21 protein-coding genes and 1 pseudogene are annotated in these 19,368 nt (G+C 67.7%); 9 read left to right on the top strand and 13 right to left on the bottom strand.

Features of this window, described 5'->3' with window-relative positions:
• Positions 1–93: 93 nt before the first annotated feature.
• The 3 genes from ABT078_RS42860 to mobF all read right to left on the bottom strand — a co-directional run bounded on the left by ABT078_RS42860 (position 94) and on the right by mobF (position 3,430).
• The gene (locus ABT078_RS42860) at positions 94–639 is read right to left on the bottom strand and encodes a hypothetical protein (protein ID WP_502981350.1); all 546 of its coding nucleotides are present in this window, start codon (positions 637–639) and stop codon (positions 94–96) included.
• Between the two features lie 653 nt (positions 640–1,292).
• Positions 1,293–1,607, bottom strand: a complete 315-nt coding sequence (locus ABT078_RS27340; RefSeq protein WP_351232178.1) for a hypothetical protein — start codon at positions 1,605–1,607, stop codon at positions 1,293–1,295.
• Entirely contained in the window at positions 1,604–3,430 is a 1,827-nt protein-coding gene (gene mobF / locus ABT078_RS27335) for a MobF family relaxase (RefSeq protein ID WP_502981349.1), read from the bottom strand. The genes ABT078_RS27340 and mobF overlap by 4 nt, the downstream gene beginning before the upstream one ends.
• 277 nt (positions 3,431–3,707) lie before the next feature.
• Here mobF and ABT078_RS27330 point away from each other — a divergent pair, with 277 nt between their 5' ends.
• Positions 3,708–4,370, top strand: a complete 663-nt coding sequence (locus ABT078_RS27330) for an HAD family hydrolase (RefSeq protein ID WP_351232176.1) — start codon at positions 3,708–3,710, stop codon at positions 4,368–4,370.
• Here ABT078_RS27330 and ABT078_RS27325 read toward each other — a convergent pair.
• Positions 4,351–5,598: an NsdA family TPR-like regulatory protein gene (locus tag ABT078_RS27325; RefSeq protein ID WP_351232174.1), complete on the bottom strand. Its 1,248-nt coding sequence runs from the start codon at positions 5,596–5,598 to the stop codon at positions 4,351–4,353. The two genes, ABT078_RS27330 and ABT078_RS27325, sit on opposite strands and share 20 nt — an antisense overlap.
• Before the next feature lie 191 nt (positions 5,599–5,789).
• On the opposite strand from ABT078_RS27325, the gene ABT078_RS27320 reads away from it, so the two are divergent.
• The 5 genes from ABT078_RS27320 to ABT078_RS27300 all read left to right on the top strand — a co-directional run bounded on the left by ABT078_RS27320 (position 5,790) and on the right by ABT078_RS27300 (position 10,586).
• Positions 5,790–6,179, top strand: a complete 390-nt coding sequence (locus ABT078_RS27320) for a hypothetical protein (protein ID WP_351232172.1) — start codon at positions 5,790–5,792, stop codon at positions 6,177–6,179.
• Positions 6,180–6,839: 660 nt separating this feature from the next.
• The gene (locus ABT078_RS27315; RefSeq protein WP_351232170.1) at positions 6,840–7,925 is read left to right on the top strand and encodes a methyltransferase domain-containing protein; all 1,086 of its coding nucleotides are present in this window, start codon (positions 6,840–6,842) and stop codon (positions 7,923–7,925) included.
• A 144-nt stretch (positions 7,926–8,069) separates the two neighbouring features.
• Positions 8,070–8,435, top strand: coding sequence for a hypothetical protein (locus ABT078_RS27310; RefSeq protein ID WP_351232167.1), 366 nt, complete (start codon positions 8,070–8,072; stop codon positions 8,433–8,435).
• Between the two features lie 41 nt (positions 8,436–8,476).
• Positions 8,477–9,520: a S66 family peptidase gene (locus ABT078_RS27305; RefSeq protein ID WP_351232165.1), complete on the top strand. Its 1,044-nt coding sequence runs from the start codon at positions 8,477–8,479 to the stop codon at positions 9,518–9,520.
• 589 nt (positions 9,521–10,109) lie between these two features.
• Positions 10,110–10,586: a peptidoglycan-binding domain-containing protein gene (locus ABT078_RS27300; RefSeq protein WP_351232163.1), complete on the top strand. Its 477-nt coding sequence runs from the start codon at positions 10,110–10,112 to the stop codon at positions 10,584–10,586.
• A gap of 227 nt (positions 10,587–10,813) precedes the next feature.
• Here the strand turns inward: ABT078_RS27300 and ABT078_RS27295 are convergent, their stop codons facing one another.
• Positions 10,814–10,960 (bottom strand): DUF6221 family protein, encoded by a 147-nt coding sequence (locus ABT078_RS27295; protein ID WP_502981352.1) that lies wholly within the window; start codon positions 10,958–10,960, stop codon positions 10,814–10,816.
• Between the two features lie 6 nt (positions 10,961–10,966).
• On the opposite strand from ABT078_RS27295, the gene ABT078_RS27290 reads away from it, so the two are divergent.
• On the top strand, positions 10,967–11,095 hold the full coding sequence (locus ABT078_RS27290) for a hypothetical protein (protein WP_351232278.1): 129 nt from the start codon (positions 10,967–10,969) through the stop codon (positions 11,093–11,095).
• 19 nt (positions 11,096–11,114) lie between these two features.
• Here ABT078_RS27290 and ABT078_RS42855 read toward each other — a convergent pair whose 3' ends face one another.
• Both ABT078_RS42855 and ABT078_RS27280 read right to left on the bottom strand, forming a co-directional pair.
• Positions 11,115–12,182, bottom strand: a complete 1,068-nt coding sequence (locus ABT078_RS42855) for a transposase (RefSeq protein ID WP_502981348.1) — start codon at positions 12,180–12,182, stop codon at positions 11,115–11,117.
• 69 nt (positions 12,183–12,251) lie between these two features.
• Complete coding sequence (locus tag ABT078_RS27280) at positions 12,252–12,914, bottom strand: deoxynucleoside kinase (RefSeq protein ID WP_351232159.1); 663 nt, start codon at positions 12,912–12,914, stop codon at positions 12,252–12,254.
• Positions 12,915–13,635: 721 nt separating this feature from the next.
• On the opposite strand from ABT078_RS27280, the gene ABT078_RS42850 reads away from it, so the two are divergent.
• Positions 13,636–13,764, top strand: coding sequence for a DUF8636 domain-containing protein (locus ABT078_RS42850; RefSeq protein ID WP_502981351.1), 129 nt, complete (start codon positions 13,636–13,638; stop codon positions 13,762–13,764).
• Positions 13,765–14,236: 472 nt separating this feature from the next.
• Here the strand turns inward: ABT078_RS42850 and ABT078_RS27275 are convergent, their stop codons facing one another.
• Together ABT078_RS27275 and ABT078_RS27270 are read right to left on the bottom strand one after the other, a co-directional pair.
• Positions 14,237–14,629 carry a hypothetical protein gene (locus tag ABT078_RS27275; RefSeq protein ID WP_351232157.1) on the bottom strand — a complete coding sequence of 131 codons (393 nt, stop codon included), beginning with the start codon at positions 14,627–14,629 and terminating at the stop codon, positions 14,237–14,239.
• Positions 14,630–14,960: 331 nt separating this feature from the next.
• Complete coding sequence (locus ABT078_RS27270; protein ID WP_351232155.1) at positions 14,961–15,767, bottom strand: nucleotidyltransferase domain-containing protein; 807 nt, start codon at positions 15,765–15,767, stop codon at positions 14,961–14,963.
• On the opposite strand from ABT078_RS27270, the pseudogene ABT078_RS27265 reads away from it, so the two are divergent.
• Positions 15,766–16,271, top strand: a pseudogene (locus ABT078_RS27265) (DUF4240 domain-containing protein). The gene ABT078_RS27270 and the pseudogene ABT078_RS27265 overlap by 2 nt on opposite strands.
• Before the next feature lie 35 nt (positions 16,272–16,306).
• Here ABT078_RS27265 and ABT078_RS27260 read toward each other — a convergent pair.
• From ABT078_RS27260 to ABT078_RS27245, 4 genes are all read right to left on the bottom strand, one after another.
• Entirely contained in the window at positions 16,307–17,059 is a 753-nt protein-coding gene (locus tag ABT078_RS27260) for an ISL3 family transposase (protein WP_351232265.1), read from the bottom strand.
• Positions 17,060–17,260: 201 nt separating this feature from the next.
• Positions 17,261–17,635: a hypothetical protein gene (locus tag ABT078_RS27255; protein ID WP_351232153.1), complete on the bottom strand. Its 375-nt coding sequence runs from the start codon at positions 17,633–17,635 to the stop codon at positions 17,261–17,263.
• 39 nt (positions 17,636–17,674) lie between these two features.
• Positions 17,675–18,439, bottom strand: coding sequence for an IS21-like element helper ATPase IstB (gene istB / locus ABT078_RS27250; protein ID WP_502981347.1), 765 nt, complete (start codon positions 18,437–18,439; stop codon positions 17,675–17,677).
• Positions 18,436–19,059 (bottom strand): Mu transposase domain-containing protein, encoded by a 624-nt coding sequence (locus ABT078_RS27245; protein WP_351232151.1) that lies wholly within the window; start codon positions 19,057–19,059, stop codon positions 18,436–18,438. The genes istB and ABT078_RS27245 overlap by 4 nt, the downstream gene beginning before the upstream one ends.
• Positions 19,060–19,368: the final 309 nt, after the last annotated feature.

Below are 19,368 nucleotides of genomic sequence, written 5' to 3'. Positions count from 1 at the left end.
CAGTCACTCTGCGGCCGGTCTGATCATCATGCGCACTGACAGCGGCCTGTACGGCCTCAGCTACGGCGTGGGCCTCCACATGCTGGACCCGTACTACCCGATGACGATTTCGGGCTGCAGTTCGCCGCCCGCAGCCTCGATGACGACGGCGTCATCAAGATCCGAAACCATGGACGGACGATGACGTGTCGACGAGTACTCCGCAGCAGACGAGGGCGTGGCCGCGCGGGCGCGCACCGCCCTCAGCCAGATCGGCATCCACCCGACGCTCATCAGCGGTGACGGACTCCTCGGCTGCGCCGACGGGGCGCCGTACGACAGGATCATCGCAACGTGCGGCGTGAAGACGGTCCCTGCGGCCTGGATCGAGCAGACCCGGCCCGGCGGGCTGATCCTGACGACCATAGGCGGCTGGCTCGGCGCCTCGGAGCTTGCGCGCTTGATGGTCCACGACGACGACACCGCGTCCGGACCTTTCCTGAGCGGACAGGTCAGCTTCATGCTCGCTCGCCCGCACACACCGCCCCGCTCGGCATGCTGCCCGACCTCAGCGCGAGCAAGTCGCGCGAGGCCACCATCGGGGCAGATGTCCTGAACGACTGGACGTCCCGCTTCGTCATGCAGTTCGCCGTACCGCACGCGCAGCGCCGGACGATGGAGCGGGACGGGCGCGCCGAGGACGTCCTGGTCGATGTCGAATACGGCTCGTGGGCCGCCCTCTACGAGGAGGATAGTCATTGGATCGTGCGGCAGATCGGCCCGGACGCCCTATGGACGCCGTCGAGGAGCAGCTCGGCCGCTGCCACACCGGCAGCACACCGGCGGCGGCGGAGTTCACCGTCACCCGCAGGGCCAGACCATCAGCTGGTCTCCCCAGGCCGGCCCCGCTCGTCCGCTTCCCCGGGGCGGATGGGCGGGCCCTTCGGCTGAGCACTCCGCTGGGTCCCCGAGCCTCCTCCGCTCGGGGACCCAGCCCTATGGGTGTAACAGAACGCGGCCGTTGAGTCTGGCCAGGGAAGAGGGTTGAGCTTTACGTCAACCCCGGCAGCTTCCCGGCGGCACGGTGACGACCGCGACAGCTCCCTAGACCGGCCGGTCCCAACTGCAAGAGTCCTTGTTCTCCTGGCTCGAGCTCGAGACCGCGCCACGGCGGGAAGAGAAGACGACTGCCGACTGCGGGCGGCAACGGTGGCCGCAGCGGTCTCGCCCCGACCAAGGGCGCGAGGGCTCTTCGGCGCGACCTTCACTCCCGCGACGTCGTCGGCGTGACACCCGCCCGGTGCAGCGGCCGGTCACCGCAGCCACACGTTGGAGCGCCGCAGCCGGGACAGGGCGCGCGCGTCACGGCGGGCGGCGGCGCTGCCGATGCGGTTCTGCCGGGGGCGGGGCAGACGGGACTGTCGCCCGGTGAACCGGCGGCGGGATGCCGACTGCAGTCGGCTGCGTTGTTCGCGCAACTGCTTCTTCCGCTCCGCTGCCGTCTTGGACGCCTTGGTCTTTACACGAGCGGGCAGCGGGCGCGGGCCGAATACGGCCGCCCGCTCGCGGACTCCCTCCTGGAGCCGTGCGGCCAAGGCCTCGATCTTCCGGTCGTTCGGTGTGGTCATGCGGGCCTCCGTGGTGTGGTCCTCTGGTCCGGTGCGGACTGAGAGGTCGACTGTTGGGCGGGCTTCGGACTTGCGGGCCGGGTGGGTGGGCCGTACGCGACCGTGCGCTCCTTCACGCCATCGCGGAGCTTGGCCGCAGCCTCGATGAACCGCAGGGTGCTGTCGGCCGTGGCGATGTCGGTCGTCTGCTGCTGCCTCTCATGGCGGGCCTTGGCGATCATCCGGGCAACGCGGGCCTCGCCGCGGGCCTGCCGATCTTGCTGCGGTGAGACCGTTCCGGCTGCAAGGGACACCGCGTGCGGCAGGGAGCGGGTGGCAAGGCGTCGCGAACGGCGGGCGGCCCGGATCCGAGCGGTAAGAGCATCGCTGGCGAGCCGGGCCCGCTCGTAGCGGGACGCTGTCGGTCTCTGGGTCAGCGGGCGTACCTCGGCCTGGCCGTCAGGCTCGTGTGGGTACAGGGAGCGGAAGTCGGCGGTGAGCGCCCGCCTGACGGGAGAGGTGTAGCCGTCGATGGCGGCTTGGACGATCTGTTCGTCCAGGCCGGGTTCGTGCCGGCGGCCGCGCAGGACGTAGCCGATGTGCCGACGGGCTTCGGCGAGGAGGTGTCGGTGCTGGAACGCACCTCGCATCACGTACACCACGGCGACGGTGTCGACCGCGGCCAGGGCGACGTCGACAGCGGACTGCACCCGGTCCCGCACGGCGGCCGCCGCCGCGCGCGCCCGCTCCATGAGCTGGTCGACGACATCGGTGCCTACCGCGCGGATTGCTGATGCCCGCCACCGCGCGCGCAGCTCGGACAGTGAACTGGCGGGCGGCTTTGGCGGGCGGGTGTCGTCGGCGGCCTGGCGAGCCAGCGCATAGGCGGCCCGCTCGCCCGGCGCGTGGCCGTGTCGGTTCTCGTACTGCGCCACGATGCCAGGTAACGCGTCGAGAATCTGTTGACGGCGGGTGGACTGCCAGTCGATCAGCCGGTGGTCTATCCCAGCGATCTCCATGACCGGCCGCTTGCCGGGCGTCACCTCACGCGGCTCCCACGCCACGCCGAGCCGCTCGGAGACCTCCTCCATGAACGTCAGGGTGTAGAGGGTGCCCGCGGCGACGACGTGATCGAAGATGCTGTCGGCAGACAGGTTGCCCCATTGGCCGTCCGGTCGCCGCACCTTGATGGACACCAGCGCGTGGTCGTGCAGCAGGGGCTGGCCGGTCCGGGATTCGTAGTGGCGGAACGCGGCGATGACCAGACCGTCGCGTATCGGGGCTCGGTGGCGCCCGCCGCTCCCCCAGCGCACCTGCGCCACCGATTCTTCCGTCCACGTCAGCGATTTGTTCCGGGCGATCTGGTGGCACAGTTCCAGCACTCGCCGCGTTTCGTCATCGGCCAGGGCCCAGGCCGCATGCGCGGTCGGCGGCGGCCGGAACACGAGGTCCAGCGCGAGCAGGGGGGAGGCGATGTGCTCGATCGGCCGTCCCAGGACGGTCGCCCGCCGCGCGGCGGCCGGGTCCTTCCCGGCCTCCTGCAGTTCGCGCTCGATCCGATCGGCGTCCGGGTGCCGTCCTTCCCCGAGCAGCAATTCAGCTTGCCGCTCGGTCACGATGTCGTCCGTCACGAGTCCGAGTGCGGCCAGGCCCCGGCCCATCCAGCGCCCGGGTGGGACACCGACCTCCTCCTGGGCAGCGTGCAGTGGCTTCCCCGCCGGGCGCCAGCCGTCGCCGGCCATGACCCCGCAAAAGCAGTAGCGCCAACCAGATCCAGCGTGAATCGTTGCGATGCTTTCCATGCGGCTTATAAAACACAGCCTCTGACCTGCCGAAAAGCGCAATCCCGTGGGGCGGGAGAGTCCACCAAAACGTTACGGAACTTTCACGGCCGATCCCGTCTGGCGGGCGCCGGTGACGACTCCGATCCGGCACGGCTGGCACCTCCCGTGACAGGCTCGCTGGCTTGGCCGTGCAAATGCTGCGTACGAGAAGGAGGGAGGTTCCTCGAGTCGCCAACATCTCTTCTTGCTGCTGCCACCCCGCCAGTCCGCATGACACCAAATGAAAGGTCAGCCCCCTGCGGCAGCGGTTTTCCATCCCGCGCCTACGATCGGACCCATGATTCGGGCAGTGGTCTTCGACGTCGGTGAGTGCCTAGTGGACGAAACCAGGGAGTACGGCACCTGGGCCGACTGGCTCGGCGTACCCCGCCACACCTTCGCCGCCATGTTCGGCGCCGTCATCGCCCAAGGACGCGACTACCGCGACACCTTCCAGGAATTTCGCCCCGGCTTCGACCTCTACGAACAGCGCGAGGCCCGCGCTGCCGCGGGCAAACCCGAATGGTTCGGCGAAAACGACCTCTACCCTGACGTACGCCCAGCCTTCGCCGCGCTGCGCGAGGCCGGCCTGTGGCTGGGCATCGCAGGCAATCAGACGGTCCGCGCCGGCGGGATCCTCCGCGATCTGTTTACCAAAGACGTCGACCTCATCGGCACCTCGGACGACTGGGGCGCGAGCAAGCCCGACCCCGAGTTCTTCGTCCGCGTCGCCGAGGTCGTCCCCTTCGCGAACGACGAGATCCTCTACGTCGGCGACCGTGTCGATAACGACATTCGCCCGGCGATCACCTCCGGCATGGCCACGGCCCTGATTCATCGCGGCCCCTGGGCGACCATCCAGTGGAACAGCGATGACGCGAAGAGGCTGCCGACCATGCGGATCGACAGCCTCCTGCAAATCCGGGAGCGGATCGTCCAGCTCAACCAGTCAGCGCGCTGACGGTAGTGCCCCACCCGTACAGCTTCTCGTCGAGGTCGCGGACGCAGCGCTCGTTCTGCCATGTAGCGAGCGCTCGCCGTACGTCCCTCACGCGGTCCATGCCGGTCGCGTACCAGGTGATTGCAAGCTGATCCAGCGCGCGCACCGCGTAGGCGCATGCCTCCTCCGGCCGCTGGGCCGCGGCCTCGACGGCTGCCAGGTCCCCGAGGACTACGCTGCGTTGCTTCTCCTCGTCCGGCCGCAACGTGTCGAGGACCTGAAGCAGCGTTTCGCGCGCCTGCGGCAGGTGATTCGCCTGGAGTTGGGTGTTCCCCTTGAACGCCGCCAGCCGTACCGGGCTGAACCAGTCCATCCACTCCGGGTTCTGATGCTGAGATCCGACGGCAAGAAGGTCCTCGGCATGGCCGATCAGGTGCAACGCCGTGCGAGGGTTGCCGCACCGCGTCTCGCACTCGGCCTCGACCGCATCCAGCCAGGCGAGGAACTGTGCTGACGCCGTGCCGCGGCGGGCATACGTCCGTGCCGCCACCATCCGCTCGGCTGCCTCCTCGCGGCGGCCCGCCCAGCCCGGGATGAATGCGGTGTGAGCCAGCACCGCAGAGCCGAGCAGCGGCTCGTCCGCCTCACCGGCAGCTTGGAGCGCCCGGAGCAGGGTCTCGCTCGCCCGGTCGGGCTGGCGCAGGTCAAAGAACTCGATCCGCCCACACAGGAGATACGTCTCGGCCAAGGCCGCGGCCACGGTCTGCCGGGTAGCACCGGCTGTCTCCGTGAGCAGAGCGATACCGAGGGCGGCGTGTGCACTCGCGGCCGGATGCAGCGTCGAAGGGGCAACGCTCCAGTACAACCGTCGGTGGGCTCGTGTAACGGCCACGAAGTCGCTGCCGGCTGTGGAAGGTTGGACCGACTTGGAGGTCTGCGCCGGTACGGCGGCCAGGCCGACGGCCGCCAAGGTGGTCGCAACTGCCTTACGGCGCCCGGGTGTCGGTGCGTCACGTCCGCTCGGTGGAGTGAATCCGAGATCCTGGATGTCCTGGCCGAGGAGCTGGGTCAGTACCTTCTGGCAATCCGGATGCGGCCAAGGAGGGTTCTCGGATTCCCATCGCCGGATCTGACGCACGCCAACTGAGAGTCCTTGCTGACTCATCGCGCTGGCGAGGGCTTGCTGGGATGAGTAGCCGGCCGCGAGGCGGGCGGCTTTGAGACGGGTGTTTCCTGGTGGTCGGGGCACGCTCAACCTCCGTGACTAATAGGTGCATTGCCAGTGTCACAGCGAGTCCTCTCTTCGGCCAGTATTCACCCTCAGGCCCGCTAGAAGGTCCTCTTTGAGGCAACCAAAAGCCCTTCCTAAGCCCTCGATCTGCAGGCTGACTGGGGCCACTCTGATTACCCACCCACGTCACGCCGAACGAGGAGCACTCAGTGCCCACGCCAGCCGCCAGACCGCAAAGGGACTGCGTCCCCATCCCCGCCGGCCGGGACTGGGACGCTGTCCGCGTCCCCCGAAGCGTCGGCCTCACCGCGCTGAGCATCCTCGGGGCACGCTCCGGCGCGGTCCTCGAAGACCCCGGAGCCCTCGCCCTCTATTGGTTTGTCCCCGCAGGCGCCGCCGCTGACTGGGCCGTCACGAACACGCGCCCGATCGGCAGGGGCACGTTCGTCGTCATCCCGCCACCTCTCCGCATCGAAGGCCCCGGCCCGCACTGGCGCATCTGCCCGACCGACGGCACATGGACCACGCAGCCCGGCGCCCTCCAGGCTGCCATCGAGGCCGCCCTCAACCCGGCCATGGGGAGGGCCAGCGCGTCATGAAGCAGCATGAAGCGAACTGCATCTACTGCCCGCACCCGGACGCAAGCCAAATGGTCTGCGTGGCTGCATTCGCAGCAAGCAGCGGGCACGACGGGTCGGCCTACGCCCCCATAGAGTGCGCGGCAACAAACGGAGCCTCGGTCCTATTCACCGCCGACACTGACGAGTCGAAGCCGAGGTTGGCATGAGCACCCCGCCGGCGCCGTTCACCACCCCCAACCGCGTGGTCATCCCCTGCTACTGCTGGGTCCGGAAACCAGGCACGGCACACCGCTGCACCGAAGCCCCCGGCCACGACGGCGACCATCACGACTGGGCGTCCGGGCATAGCTGGCGCAACCGCGGTCCGGAGCCGCAGTGACCGGGCCAGAAGTCGACAGGACTGCAGGCCCGAAGCCGTGTCGGGAAGCCCCACTACCGTCCGCACTGGAGCTGTCCGCCGAGCAGTACGCCGGCCGCGCGTGCTGCGCCTGCGGCAAACAGCTGACCAGCGGCGCCATTCACCGCGGCGTCGCCCTCGGCCGCCAAGGCGCCCACGTCCTGGACGTCGAGGTGTGGTCCTGCCCATGAACCGCCTGCGCTCGGTATGCCCGAGGTGCCCCGCCCTCAACACATTGGCGCCGCTGCGGCGCACGCCGAGTACCTGTGAGGAGCTCACGATTGAACTGGTCTGACACCGACGCCTCCGCCGCCGCACGCCAGCGCCTTGCCGTCATCGTCGCCGGCGGGTGCTCGAGCGAGTGGGCCGATGCCTTCGCTTCCGTCCCCCGCCACGTATTCGTGCCACGCCTGTACCAGCAGGACAGCCACGGGGCGTGGATGCCGCTCGCCTGGGGAGATGCGGGCTACTTGGAGGCGGTCTACAGCGATACCGCGCTGACGACGCGACTCGACAACCGCGGTGTCCCCAACAGCTACTCCACCCAGCCCTCGCTGATGCTGGCCATGCTCGAGGCCCTCGAAACCGGCGAAGGCCACCGAGTGCTCGAGCTGGGGACCGGCACCGGCTACGACCTGGCCCTCATCTGCCACCGGCTCGGCGACACGAACGTAACGAGCGTCGACATCGACCCGCAGCTCGTCGAGAGCGCGTCGAGACACCTGCGGCAGGCTGGCTTCATCCCAACGGTGGTAGCCGGGCACGTCGCTGAGGGCTATCCGCGCAACGCCCCCTACGACCGCATCATCTCCACCGTCGGACTGCACATGATCCCAAGGCCGCTCCTGCGACAGGCAGCTCTCGGCGCAATCATGGTCGTACCGCTCGGCTACGGAGTCGTCCGCGCCATCATCACCGGCCCTGGTCACGCATACGGCCGCTTCCTGCCGGCACCAGCACACTTCACGACCTGGCGCACAACCAGCGTGGCACCACAGTTGGACGCTGCACTCGAGCAACCCCCTACTGACAGCACCATCCCACCCTCTGACCTGCTCGAACGGCTCCATTTCCCCACATCAGTAGCCCTCCCCGGCCACACAACCTGGGCCTGGCGGGACGAGAGAGGAGCACTCGACGCCGTCGCACTGTGGACTCCAGACGGCTCAACCGCAATCGTCCACGCATCCGGATCAGTCCACCAGTTCGGACCACAGCGACTCTGGGACACCGTAGAAGACCTCGCGAAACTCTTCCTGGACGAACCCGCACGCGACGACTTTCTGCTCACGATCACCCCCACCTGTCAAACCGTCACCTACGGCGACACCGAGGGACCTGCCTGGAATCTCCCCGCAGTCCTGTGACCTGCGCAATCCTGCGGCCAGATCGGTGACGGATCGCGGGCTGACCGGCGCAACCAGAGGTAATCTCCGCCCGCATGCCATACGCCGGTTGGATCCCCGGACGCATCCCCCCATGGACAACCTCACTCATCAGATGCTGCTGGCATGGCTGGACTACCAGCAGCAGCGCTGGCCGAGCACCGCAAACCCCCACCTGCTCACCAACCAGATGACCGCACTGGAGACCGGACGGTCAGCGGCTGGTGGATCAAACACGACCTCCACGGCCAGAACGCCACCCTGGAACGGCTCCGCGTCGACCGTCAGCTCGAAGAAGCCCTCGTCCACGGCCCTGACCCGCTCCACCTCGCCAAGGTCTTCGGACTCGAAGAGAAGACCCCTTCCGCTACGCGAACTCCGCCCGCCAACTCCTGGAGGCCCACGCTGAGCGGTCTGCCGGAGCCGATCCCGACGTCAGCGGAATACTCTGCCCATGAGGGGAAGTGGCGAACGAGGCCGGCCGCCGAGTAATGCCAGCGACACCCGGCCCGCCGGACACCTACGATCATTGGATGACGGCTCCCATCTACCCCACCAAGGCCCGTCCCGGAGACCGCGTGGCAGTGCTGTCCCCTTCGTCCGGCCTGCCCGGCCTCCTGCCACTGCCGTACGAACTGGGACTGCGCAGACTCCGAGACGACTTCGGTCTCAAGTCAGTGGAGTACCCCACGACCCGCAAGATGGGCGCGACCCCCGAAGAGCGGGCCGCCGACATCCACATGGCCTTCGCCGACCCCGAGATCAAGGCAGTGATCGCCAGCATCGGCGGTGACGACCAGATCACCGTGCTCCCCCACCTTGACCGGGACCTTCTGCGCGCAAACCCGAAGCCCTTCTTCGGCTACAGCGACAGCACCAACCTGCTGCTGTGCTTGCGGAACCTGGGCATCGTCAGCTACCACGGCGGTTCCGTCATGGTCGAGCTGGGGCGGCCCGGCGCGATGCACCCGCTGACCGCCGACTCGCTGCGGGCAGCCCTGTTCACCTCGGGCGAGTACGAGCTCATGCCTTCAAATACCTACGGAGACGTCAACCGTCCGTGGGAGGACCCGCACACCTTCGAGGCCGAGCCGGCCATGGAAGCCGCCGAAGGCTGGAGCTGGCACAACGGTGACCACGTGGCAGAAGGAAACAGCTGGGGCGGCAACCTGGAGATCCTGTCCTGGCTGCTGATGGCCAACCGCGAAGTGCAACCGGTCGAGGCATACTCCGGCGGCGTGCTCTTCCTGGAGACCTCCGAAGAGATGCCGCGCGCCGAGGAGGTCTACCGGATCCTGCGCAATATGGGCGAACGCAAGCTCCTGCAGCAGTTCCCGGCACTACTCATGGGACGAGCAAAGAGCTGGTCATTCGAGAACCGGCTCAGCGCCCAGGACAAGGCGCGCTTTCGCCAACAGCAGCGGGAGGCCGTCCTGCGGGCACTCAGCCAGTACGCCCCCGACACCATGGCGGTGTTCGACGTCGACCTCGGCCACACCGACCCCCAGGTCGTGATCCCCGTAGGCGGACGAGTCCGGGTGGACGGACCGGCCCGCCGGATCGTCGTCACCTACTGAACCGGCGCCCGGGAAGTGCATGAGGCGCAACTTCTACGCACCCCCGCGCACCGCCGTTCCAACCCCCGGACGCTCTTGACACGCCTGAAGGCCGGACGCGCTATCGCGCATCCTCATCACCATCGGCCGCCGATGGCACACAACACAGTGTTCTGCCGCAGAAGACCCCTGGCTTCACCCCGAACCTGAGGGTCCGTACCAACCTGACGCGCCATACCCCACAAGTTGGCGCGGACATGACCTATTAATGGCGTGAATATGCGGTATCGACCCGTTCTCGGGAGCGCCTCGTCGCTGTGCTGGATGTCGGGGTCCGGGTCCAGGGTCTGGATCACGGTCGGCCGGTACTGCTCCATGACCCGCAAGCGGGACAGCGAGCAGCCCGGCTACTCGGACCACGCCGACCACACGGCCGTGGCGTGCTTCAGCTGGGCCGCGATGGTGCGCTGGGTCGCGGAGTCCGACTTGGCGTTGATCGCCGCGTCGGTGAGGACCCTGGTCGTCTCCTGGAAGGACGCCGCCGACAGCCACGAAGCGAATCAAGTTCGGCGCGGGCACGGTGGGAGCGCTGACCGCCGCCGTCCTCGCCGTGAGCACCACCCCGGCCGCGGCGAGCGGGACCTACAGCGGCCGGGCCTACGTCTACGGGAGCGGAACCTGGGTGGACGACTGGAACGACGAAGGCCTCCTGCAGACCAACATGCACGCGTCGTCCAACGCCACATGCCTGTGGCAGAAGATCCTGTGGGCAGACGGCTTCCTGCCCTCCACCGCGGACATCGACGGGGTCTTCGGCACCAAGACCTACAATGCGACCGTGGCCTGGCAGGACTCCGTCAGTCTGCAGAAGGACGGGTCGGTCGGCAAAGCCACATTCGGCATGGCCGGCAACTACCTGCACTACGTAGCCAGCAGCACTGGTCCCAACAACTCCCTGGACCTGTACTACGACGGCTTCGCACACAACTTCCCGTTGATACGTGCCGTGGACGGCAACTACCTGTTCCCAGAGGGTGACGGCGGCGTCTATAAGTTTGCCAGCTACAACTCCCGGTCCTGCAGCTGACGTACTGCCGTTTCGGGCCCGACGAGGGGCCGCTGCGGGTGCTGCGGTCGGCTGACCGGTACCCGGGCGTGCGCGATTCACGGGGCCGCGGGTTCGTACAGCGGGATCCCGTCGGCGTGACGCCGCGCAAACTGCTCGAGGCTCGGATGGGGCCATTGTCAGCGCTCACGCAATTCGGCTCTGTCGGGGATCTTATGACGCTCCATGGCTTCCTCCTGGACCAGGTTTTAGGGTCGCCACTCTGCCCGGTAATCGGGGTGCTCGGCGTACGACTGTGCGAGCACACGGAGGGCATAACGAAGACCTGCCAAGCGAGCGTCGGAGGGATCCATCGCCTCGTACTCCCGAGCCAGCATGTCGACCAAGTCGAGCATCGGCAGATGACTGTCAAGGACTGCGCCACCCCCGAAGCGGTGGGCCACCTCGGCATAGACATGGTTGTCCACCTCATAACGGGCGGGAAGAAAGCTCAGGAGATCGTCCACGAGAGGATTCTCGGCGATCTTTAGCAGCGTTGGCGGTCCCGCCTCAAGTCCGCAGGAGGATGCGTCTGCGGAGAAGGTCGAAGTCGGCGCGGCCGAAGCCCATGCGTTTAAGGAGCTTGGCTCTAGTCCCATGGCCCTCGACCTGGCCCGAGCTCCATGGCGTGGACAGGCCAGCAGTGACGGCGTCCAGGTCTCGCTTCATGCCGTTGACCAAGGAGTGCAGGGCGGGCAGGTCGTCGGCGAGGACGCGGTCTATCCATGCGGACAGGTCGTTGCCGCGCAGGTCGCGCATCATGGCGGCGAAGTCGCGGACGTGGCGCGCGGTGGCATCGAGGTGCGCGCAGGCGGCTCGAATCTCCTTCAGTTCGGCGGCGTCGGTCTCAGTGAGGTGTCCGGCATTGGTCATGATCCAGCGCACGGCGCGCCGGGGTTTCGGGGCGGGCCGCGGCTTGGGAGCAGGCGGGGCCGGGTTCTTCAGCGTGGGCTGTGCGGCTTCCTGAAGGGCCGGAAGTAGCGGCGGAGGCACTGGATGCTGCCGGTGCAGCCGTGTGCGGGCAGTTCGCGGTGCCGAGCCGGACGACGCCGTCCGCCACCCGGGTCTGGTTCCGGCACCTCGCGAGCCGGAGGGCTCGTCGCGCGGGTCCTGCGGCGATTGCGGAGCACGGATCCTCCTGACCGGGCCCGCCCTCGCGGACGGCCGGTGCAATCTCTGCCGCGAGGAAGCCGCCGCGCTGGCATCGCCCACGCCGACGCTCCCCTCCGAAATCAATCCTCGTGACGTGCCGGGGCGTGGGCGATGTGTCGTGCGGACGCGAGGCACTGCCGAGGCGGAGCGTGTGTGCGCGGCACCTGGTTCAGGAGCTCGCCGGGCAGGTGGCGTGATGAACTCGGACCAGCAACCGCAGCCCAGCGGCGTCGACCTGGCTCGTGTCGCGCTGCGTGCCGCGCAGGAGCAGGCGAGGAAGAAGGGCGGCCGCCGTGTGGCGCCGCCGAAGCCGCGGTCCCGGCTCGTCCGGCACGACGGGCGGGCACCGGTATGCGCGATGGTCACGGACCGGGCCCGGGAGGTCCCGACCGCCGGCAGAGCCGTGCTTGACCGCTGGCCGGACATCGCGACCACCGACGAGCCGCAGCTACCAACCCAGGTCCAGGCCGTGGCCTCCCCCCGCCTGGAACGGCTTCAGACCCGGCGCCCGACCGCCGCCAGGGCGTCCGTGACCTCCCGCGCCACGCGGGCCGCGTCCTCGGGGTTGTTCACCACATCTGTGTGGTTCATGTCGACGACGAGGACCTCGCTGGCCGAGTAGTGCTTGTGCACCCAGTCGTCGTAGCCCGACCACAGCGTCCGGTAGTACTCGACGAGGCTCTCGTCCTGTTCGAAATCGCGGCCCCGCAGCCCGATACGGTGCAGCACCGTCTCGAAGTCTGCCTTGAGATAGACCATGAGATCGGGTGCCTTGCGGTACGGCAGGCCGTCGATCTCGCGCATCATTTCGTCGAGCAGCCCCTCGTATACCCGCATCTCGAGGGAGCTGATCCGGCCCAGGTCGTGATTGACCTTGGCGAAGTACCAGTCCTCGTAGATGGACCGGTCGAGGACGTTGTCGCCCTGCTTGTACGCCTCCTTGATCGAGGCGAACCGCGTCTGCAGGAAGTAGAGCTGGAGCAGGAAGGGGTAGCGCTTCGCCTGGATCTCCTCGGGGCTCGCCGCATAGAAGAGCGGAAGGATCGGATTGTCTTCCACACTCTCGTAGAAGACTTCGCTGCCCAGCACCTTGGCGAGCAGTTCGGCCACACTCGTCTTGCCGATTCCGATCATGCCTCCGACGCAGATCACTGCCATACCTCACTTCTCCCTGGGGGTCTTCCGTTCGCGGGCGGGTGGGCTGAGCATCCCCCACCACTGAGACGCAGGTCGGCGGTCACGCGATTCCCCGGGGTCTTCATGATCAGCATCACGTGGTCCCCGTCCGGACCAAGGCCCTGACAGAGGCCGCTCTCCTCGACCGGCCGGCCTGACCGTTCCGCAGTCGCCGCGCACAGCGACGAGCCGCAGCCCCGCGGCCGCCTTGAAGCTTAAATGACGATTCGCCCACGCTGGCCAGAGCGCCGGCACCCGCCTCACGTTGCTCTCCGCCGCCGTCACCGTCGGCCGCCGGGTCGCCGGCACCGGCAGGGGACGGCCAGGTGCAAGTGTGGGGCGTGCCCCCGCGCATGGAAGTGATGAGACGTCCGCCCTTGATCGCCACACCGGTCCTGTGTAGACCTCCGTCGGTGCCGTGGTCGACAACCGCATGGTGCTCACCGACGGCGACCACCGGACGGTCGCGGTGTGGGTCCTGGTATTGCACTGCCGACTGGGCTCGGAAGGCTCGGCCCCGAGCTCGCGCCGGCTGCGTTGTCGGACGTGCCGGTTATCGTGATCGAGCAAGTCAAACCCGTCTCGGGGACGCTGGCAGGCATCCCGCGGGCGGTCAGCACCTCTCCACAGGCCGCGAGCGGGCAGGGACGCGCAGCAGGCACAACGACGATGGACAGTGATGCAGAACTTCAAGGTCAAGTAGATCGAGGACGGGCAGGAGCGTGCGTCGGCCGTGAGCTACGAACGCCCGAGCGCCGAGAACCGTGCGCAGCGGCTGGCAGCAGCAGGGGCGACCCGCATACAGATCGTGCCGGTGAAGCCGGGCGAGTAGCCCCGCAACCACGAGGACCGAGCACAACCACTGCGCCCGCAGTTTTCCGCTGAGGTGAGGCGACAGGGCTAGCGTGCACCGGTCACTGGCCACAACGTCGCACACGCTAGGCATGGCACGCAGCGGTAGCGCACCGCCAGACATCAGGGGAACCGGCGACGACCGCTCACTCTTGCCCCCAGCGTCGCACTGCAACGATGTGCACGGCGTCGGCAGCAAACGTGGTGCGCGACGAGTCAGGGGCGCCTGCCATTCCTGGACGGCCGGCGAAGGCGCAGCCAGCGGTGCGAGACAGGGTCCCGAGCCTCCGGGAGGGGCCCGACGCCCGCCTACGCGAAAGGAGGACGCGAGATGCGCATGCCCCAAGGGCCGCACCTCCACGCCCGCACCCCGCCACCGAGTCGGCAAGAAACTGCGCAAAGTAGACGTGCCTCGACGCGACGGAGCCGAGGAGGAGACTTGAAGATCAAACTCAGCCGAGTGCCGACGGGAGAGGGTTGACTCTCTTCGAATCGGAATGCGCGAACCACTCGCGGGAGCTGCGCTGGTGTAGCAGCACCAGCATCGCCGTGCCCAGGACCACACCGATGACGGCCCCCGGGCTTCTTTCCATCACCAGCGCACAGAAGGCACCGACGAGGTACACCGACAGTGTCACGGTGAGAGTGATGCGCAGTACGCCGCGGCCTGGCTGAAGGTAAAAGACCTGGACAACACTGGCCAGAGCGGGCAAAAGCGACAGCACCTGCACGAAGACAGACCCGGGGTAGTACTGCAACGCGATGCCAACCACGGCAATTGCCACAAAGGCCATGAAGACGTAGAGCAGTATGCGCAGCGCCCTCACTGTACTCGGAAGCGCCATCGTGATCTCCTTGGGATCTTGCTGCGAGGTCTACAAGCTTGCATGGTCTAAACGGGGCATCGACATGGCCCGGTTCTCTCGCCAGGGGACTTGCGGCTGCCGGTCCTCCATCACAACGTGACCGGGGTGGCTGCCGCGAAGACGCCGGCCGGTCTACCGGAACGCCGGAAGCCAGATACACATCCCGCTCGTTGAAGGCGCCTGCATTTGCCTGGATGGTCTGCCAGTTCCGGCGGTGAGCTCCAGCGTCTGTGTAAAGCGAGAATGATGCTGCTGGGAATCTGGAGCTTCAGTGCTTGCTGAGAAGGTCGATCATGCCGTGGGCCGCCCGTCAGGGGCGCGGGGCTTTCTCCCCGTGCACGGCTGTGTATTCGGCCGCGAGCCAAGAGCCGAGGTCATTGATGAGCATCCCGAACACCGCCGGGTCGGGTGAGGGCGCACGTCCAATGGACGCGGCGACACGCATCTGCTCGACACGCTCGGGGTAGTAACGGCCGAAGAGCTCGGCGGACTGGTCGAGGTCGCTGGTCCAGCCGCCCCATCGGGGCATGACCAGGGTGAATCCTGTGCGAACGATGCGACGGCCTACGAGACGGCTGAGGATCCGGCGATCGGCGTCCGTTGTGGCTTCGGCTGCTTTGGCACGCCAGCGTGGAAGGACGCGGGCGAGGTCACCGTTGGTCTCCCGGGCGAGGAGGGCTGTGGGGCGGTATCGGGGCAGTTGTTCTGCGAGGTCAGGGCCCAGCAACGGGGTGCAGAGGCAGGCTATGAAGAATCCGCCATCGTGACGTTCGACGTCGCTGAGCAGAACCCGCGTGCTGGTCAGCAGGATCCCGACGCCATCGATCTGCGGGAGCGCATGGTCGAGTACGGCCTCGATCGCTTTGCCGTCAGCGCGGTCGGCTTCGGTGGGCTCATCGTGGAGGGCGAGCTGGAGGTCGAGGTCGGAGACTCCGGGGATGGCGGTGCCACGGGGGATGCTGCCGTAGAGGTAGGCACTGTGCAGGCGCATATTGTCGAACGTCTCGGTGATATGAGCGCGGGCGGCTTCGACGACGGGCACGAACGCTGCCGGCACTCGGTCCAGTGCGCCTTCGCGTGCGATCGTCCCGGCGCGGTCCAACCCTCGTTCATCCATGGGGCCACTGTGCCTCGTGCTGCTATTTGCAGCCGAGCGGTTCTGGCAACTCATCGAGGACGCCCGCACACAAGTAGCCGATCGCAGTGACGGCGTGCTGATCGCCGAACGGGCAACCGCGCTGCTTGCCCTCCGCACGCCGCAGGAGATCATCGCTGCGGAGCAGGTCTTGTCGGACCTGATGGCGGCTACCTTCCAGAACCCTCTGTGGGCCGCCGCATACATCATCAACGGCGCGGCTGGCTGATCACGCAGGGCCGCGAGGTGTTCGAGAGCGTTGTCGCCGACCCTGATGCATTGGCCGCCCTTCCCGTTGTTCGCACCGCGGCCGCCGAGGGGCAAGAGTTCAAATGCGAAGAGACACTGAGCATCTCGTGGGACGCCTATCTGGCAGCGACCGGCGAGGAACTCCCCAACGACGCATTCACCGCCCGCTACCCGGACCTGGGACCTGGCTGGGACTTCGACGACGACCGCGAGATGAACCTGTGGACGGTCACGTAATTCGGCTCTGGCGCTGATCTTGTGACGCTGCCGGGTCAGGGCGTGAGGAGTACGCGCTTGCGGAGGAAGTCGAGGTTGGCTCGACCGAATCCTTGTCTTTTGAGTAGCTTCGTCCTTGTGACCTGGGCGGAGACGGTCTTTTCCACGGCCTCGCCGAGGTTGTGCCACAGATGCCAGGCGTCGGCGACCTGCACCGCTTGCGGGGCTCCGCTGCGGGCGCCCTCGGCATAGGCTCCGGCCCGGTCCCGGCAGATGATCTCCACTTCCGGATGGTCCTTCAGCCATGCGGCCAGCGGTTCGGCGTCCCGGCCGGGCAGCACGTCCACCGGGCGCCGTCTCTCCAGGTCCACCAGGATCGTGGCGTACGAGTCGCCCTTCCGCAGCGCGAAATCGTCGACACCGAGCACGCGGATCTCGCCCATGGGTTCTTCCGGCGTGGCGCGGACCAGACGTAACAGCGTGTCCTTGGCGACCTGCAGGCCCAGGACCCCGGCCAGGCGGGCTCCCGCGCGGCCGGCCAGCGCCAGAGCGATCGAGGTCAACTGCTCACGCACCAGTGGCGTGTAGCGGGCATGCGGGCTCGTCAGACCTGCGATCTGCTCGGCGAACGTCACCGCCGGGCACGCCGGGTTCGGGCACTTGAACCGACGCACCAGCAGCTCGATCACCACTGTGGCCCCACCGACCGCGGCGTCCGCAAGCCGTCGCATATACCGGCCGTGCACCCGGCCCGACGCACTACCGCAGTGCGGGCAATCCGCGCCCGCCGAGCGGGCCCGGGCATGCATCGTGACCACCCCGGCCACGGCCCGCTCGACCAACTCCACCACGACACCGGCCAGATGAGGGAACAACACCTCGAAACTCCGCGAAGAACACGCGAGCCATGATCACATCGACCACTGACAGCGACTGCGTCACAAGATCAGCGCCAGAGCCCGTAATTCCCCACCCAGGTGTTCACGTAATTCCCCAGGTGCTGCCGCGGCTCAGCGGTCGATGGACCACGCAGCATGAGGGGGCGGGGCACCCGTGGTCAGGATGTGCTGGACGACCTGGAGTGCCTCCGCCAGGGGCAGCGTGTCCTCGTCGGAATACTCGTCGTGTTGCCCGTTCGCCAGGACGAAGCCCTTGCTGGAGCCGCTCGCACCCGGATCCACCGCGTGTTCGCCGGGGTCGTCTTCGCCGTCCAGCAGCACGACCATGGCCCGCTCGGTGTTGCTGATGAAGGCCAGTGACCGGCCGGACGAACTGGTCAGCCATGCCTCGAGCTGCCCGGCACTGATCCGTTCCCGCAGCACTTCGATCGCCGCTGCCGGTGAGGTCGGCGCGGTGTCATCGGAGAAGACCCAGGACTCGATCACGCGCCCGACTTTCTCACACTGAAGTGCGAGAAGCCGACGCTAACTGGTCGGCGGCTTGTCCGTCGGACTCTTGGGCCGTTTGTTGGGCCGGTAGCTGGGGCCGTTCATGATGACCTGGTGGCTGGCGTTGATCAGTCGGTCCAGTAGTGACTCGGCGACGACGGGGTTGGGGAAGAGGGGATACCAGTCGCTGGGCGCCCGGTTGCTGGTGATGATCAGGGACCGGCCCTGGCGTTCGGAGACGAGTTCGTAGAGGTCGTCGGCCTGGGGTGCGGTCAGCTGACGCATGGCGAAGTCGTCGAGGATGAGCAGATCGGGGCGGATGAGTTCGCGCATGCGCTTATCCCAGGTGCGGTCCGCGTGGCCGCCGGCGAGCTCGGCCAGGGTGCGGCTGGTCTTGGTGAAGCGGACGTTGGCGCCCTGGCGGACGGCCTGGTGGCCGAGGGCCTGGGCGACGTGTGTCTTTCCGACGCCGACCGGTCCGAACAGAATGACGGACTCGCCGGAGTGGAGCCATCGCAGGGCCGCCAGGTCGCGGATCTGGGCGGCGGGCAGTTTCGGGGAGGCGGTGAAGTCGAAGCCTTCCAGGGTGGCCTGCTGCTCGAACTTTGCCTTGCGCAGGAGCCGTTCGAGGGCGACGGACTCGCGGCGGGTGATCTCGTCCTGGCAGAGGACCTGGAGGAAGTCGAGGTGTCCGAGTTCGCCCTTCTGGGCCTGGGTGAGGCGGGCGTCGAGGGTTTCCAGCATGCCGGACAGCCGCAGCGTCTTCAGCGACTCGCGCAGCGCGGTGGTCATCACGCTCACCGGCCGGCCTCCTCGGCGTCGGTGTCGGCGTGCCCCTGGTCGTCGTGGACTTCGCCGGGGATCTGCAGGGGGATGGTGGCCGCGAACAGGCCCTCGGGGCCGTGCAGGAAGGCCGAGGCTCCGGCGTAGCCAGTCTCGGGTTCGGGGTCGGTCTCGGTGCCGGCGACCAGGATGCCTTTGACGGTGCGGTAGGACGGGTCACCGACCGCGACCGCCTTGCGGCAGGCGGCTTCGAGTCTGGTGTCGCCGTACATCTTGCGCAGTCCGAGCACTCCCTGGGCGGCCCTGAGCCGGTAGAGGGCGTTGACCTCCAGCAGCTGGTCGATCACCTCCCGGCAGGCGTCACCGACCTGGGAGGCTTGGCCACGGCACCAGATCGGCGTGCGCATCTGGAAGGCGATCTTCTCGGGCGGGTAGTCGCCTCTGTCGGTGCGTTTGCCCTGCTCAAGGGCCGCGTGCGTCTTGACCAGCTCGCTCTCGTGGAAGACCTGCACCATCGTGGCGGTGGAGCGGACATCGACACGGCGGCCGATCAGCTTCCAGGGCACCGAGTAGAGGGTGCGGCCGACCTTGATGTGGATGTCCGGGCCGACGGTGGCCTGTGACCATCTGGCCAGCACGAACGGCTCTTCGGGTCAGCGGCAGCAGGGCCTTGGCCTCCACGCTTCGAACACGGAGAGCGGCTTCGCGCCGCCCAGTGGGCGGGCACTGCCGCTGACCTGCGACGTTCGTGGCCCAGAGCAGGGCCTCGGCCTGCATGTGATCCAGCGAGGTGAACGTCCGCCCGCTCCAGAACGAGTCACGGACATAGGGCATGGGCCGTTCGACCCGCGGCTTGGACCGAACCGTCAAATGCTTCTGATCCGCATGGTGCGGAGCGAGTTGTGCGGGTGACGCACCCGTTCCATCCGTGGCACGGTCGGTCGTAC

Origin of the sequence: Streptomyces sp. NPDC002133 (genome assembly GCF_040296405.1) — a bacterium.
Lineage (GTDB): Bacteria > Actinomycetota > Actinomycetes > Streptomycetales > Streptomycetaceae > Streptomyces.
Note: the sequence above shows the minus strand (reverse complement) of the source record. Positions and strands in the feature narration are given on the sequence as shown.

Coding starts and splice junctions, on each gene's coding strand:
- ABT078_RS27270 (WP_351232155.1), bottom strand. CDS start 15,767: ATGGATGAACGAGGGTTGGACCGCGCCGGGACGATCGCACGCGAAGGC.
- ABT078_RS27295 (WP_502981352.1), bottom strand. CDS start 10,960: ATGCTCGACTTGGTCGACATGCTGGCTCGGGAGTACGAGGCGATGGAT.
- ABT078_RS27275 (WP_351232157.1), bottom strand. CDS start 14,629: ATGGCGCTTCCGAGTACAGTGAGGGCGCTGCGCATACTGCTCTACGTC.
- ABT078_RS42855 (WP_502981348.1), bottom strand. CDS start 12,182: ATGTCCGGCCAGCGGTCAAGCACGGCTCTGCCGGCGGTCGGGACCTCC.
- ABT078_RS27340 (WP_351232178.1), bottom strand. CDS start 1,607: ATGACCACACCGAACGACCGGAAGATCGAGGCCTTGGCCGCACGGCTC.
- ABT078_RS27260 (WP_351232265.1), bottom strand. CDS start 17,059: ATGCATGCCCGGGCCCGCTCGGCGGGCGCGGATTGCCCGCACTGCGGT.
- ABT078_RS27305 (WP_351232165.1), top strand. CDS start 8,477: ATGACGGCTCCCATCTACCCCACCAAGGCCCGTCCCGGAGACCGCGTG.
- ABT078_RS27330 (WP_351232176.1), top strand. CDS start 3,708: ATGATTCGGGCAGTGGTCTTCGACGTCGGTGAGTGCCTAGTGGACGAA.
- ABT078_RS27280 (WP_351232159.1), bottom strand. CDS start 12,914: ATGGCAGTGATCTGCGTCGGAGGCATGATCGGAATCGGCAAGACGAGT.
- ABT078_RS27290 (WP_351232278.1), top strand. CDS start 10,967: ATGACTGTCAAGGACTGCGCCACCCCCGAAGCGGTGGGCCACCTCGGC.
- ABT078_RS27310 (WP_351232167.1), top strand. CDS start 8,070: ATGGCTGGACTACCAGCAGCAGCGCTGGCCGAGCACCGCAAACCCCCA.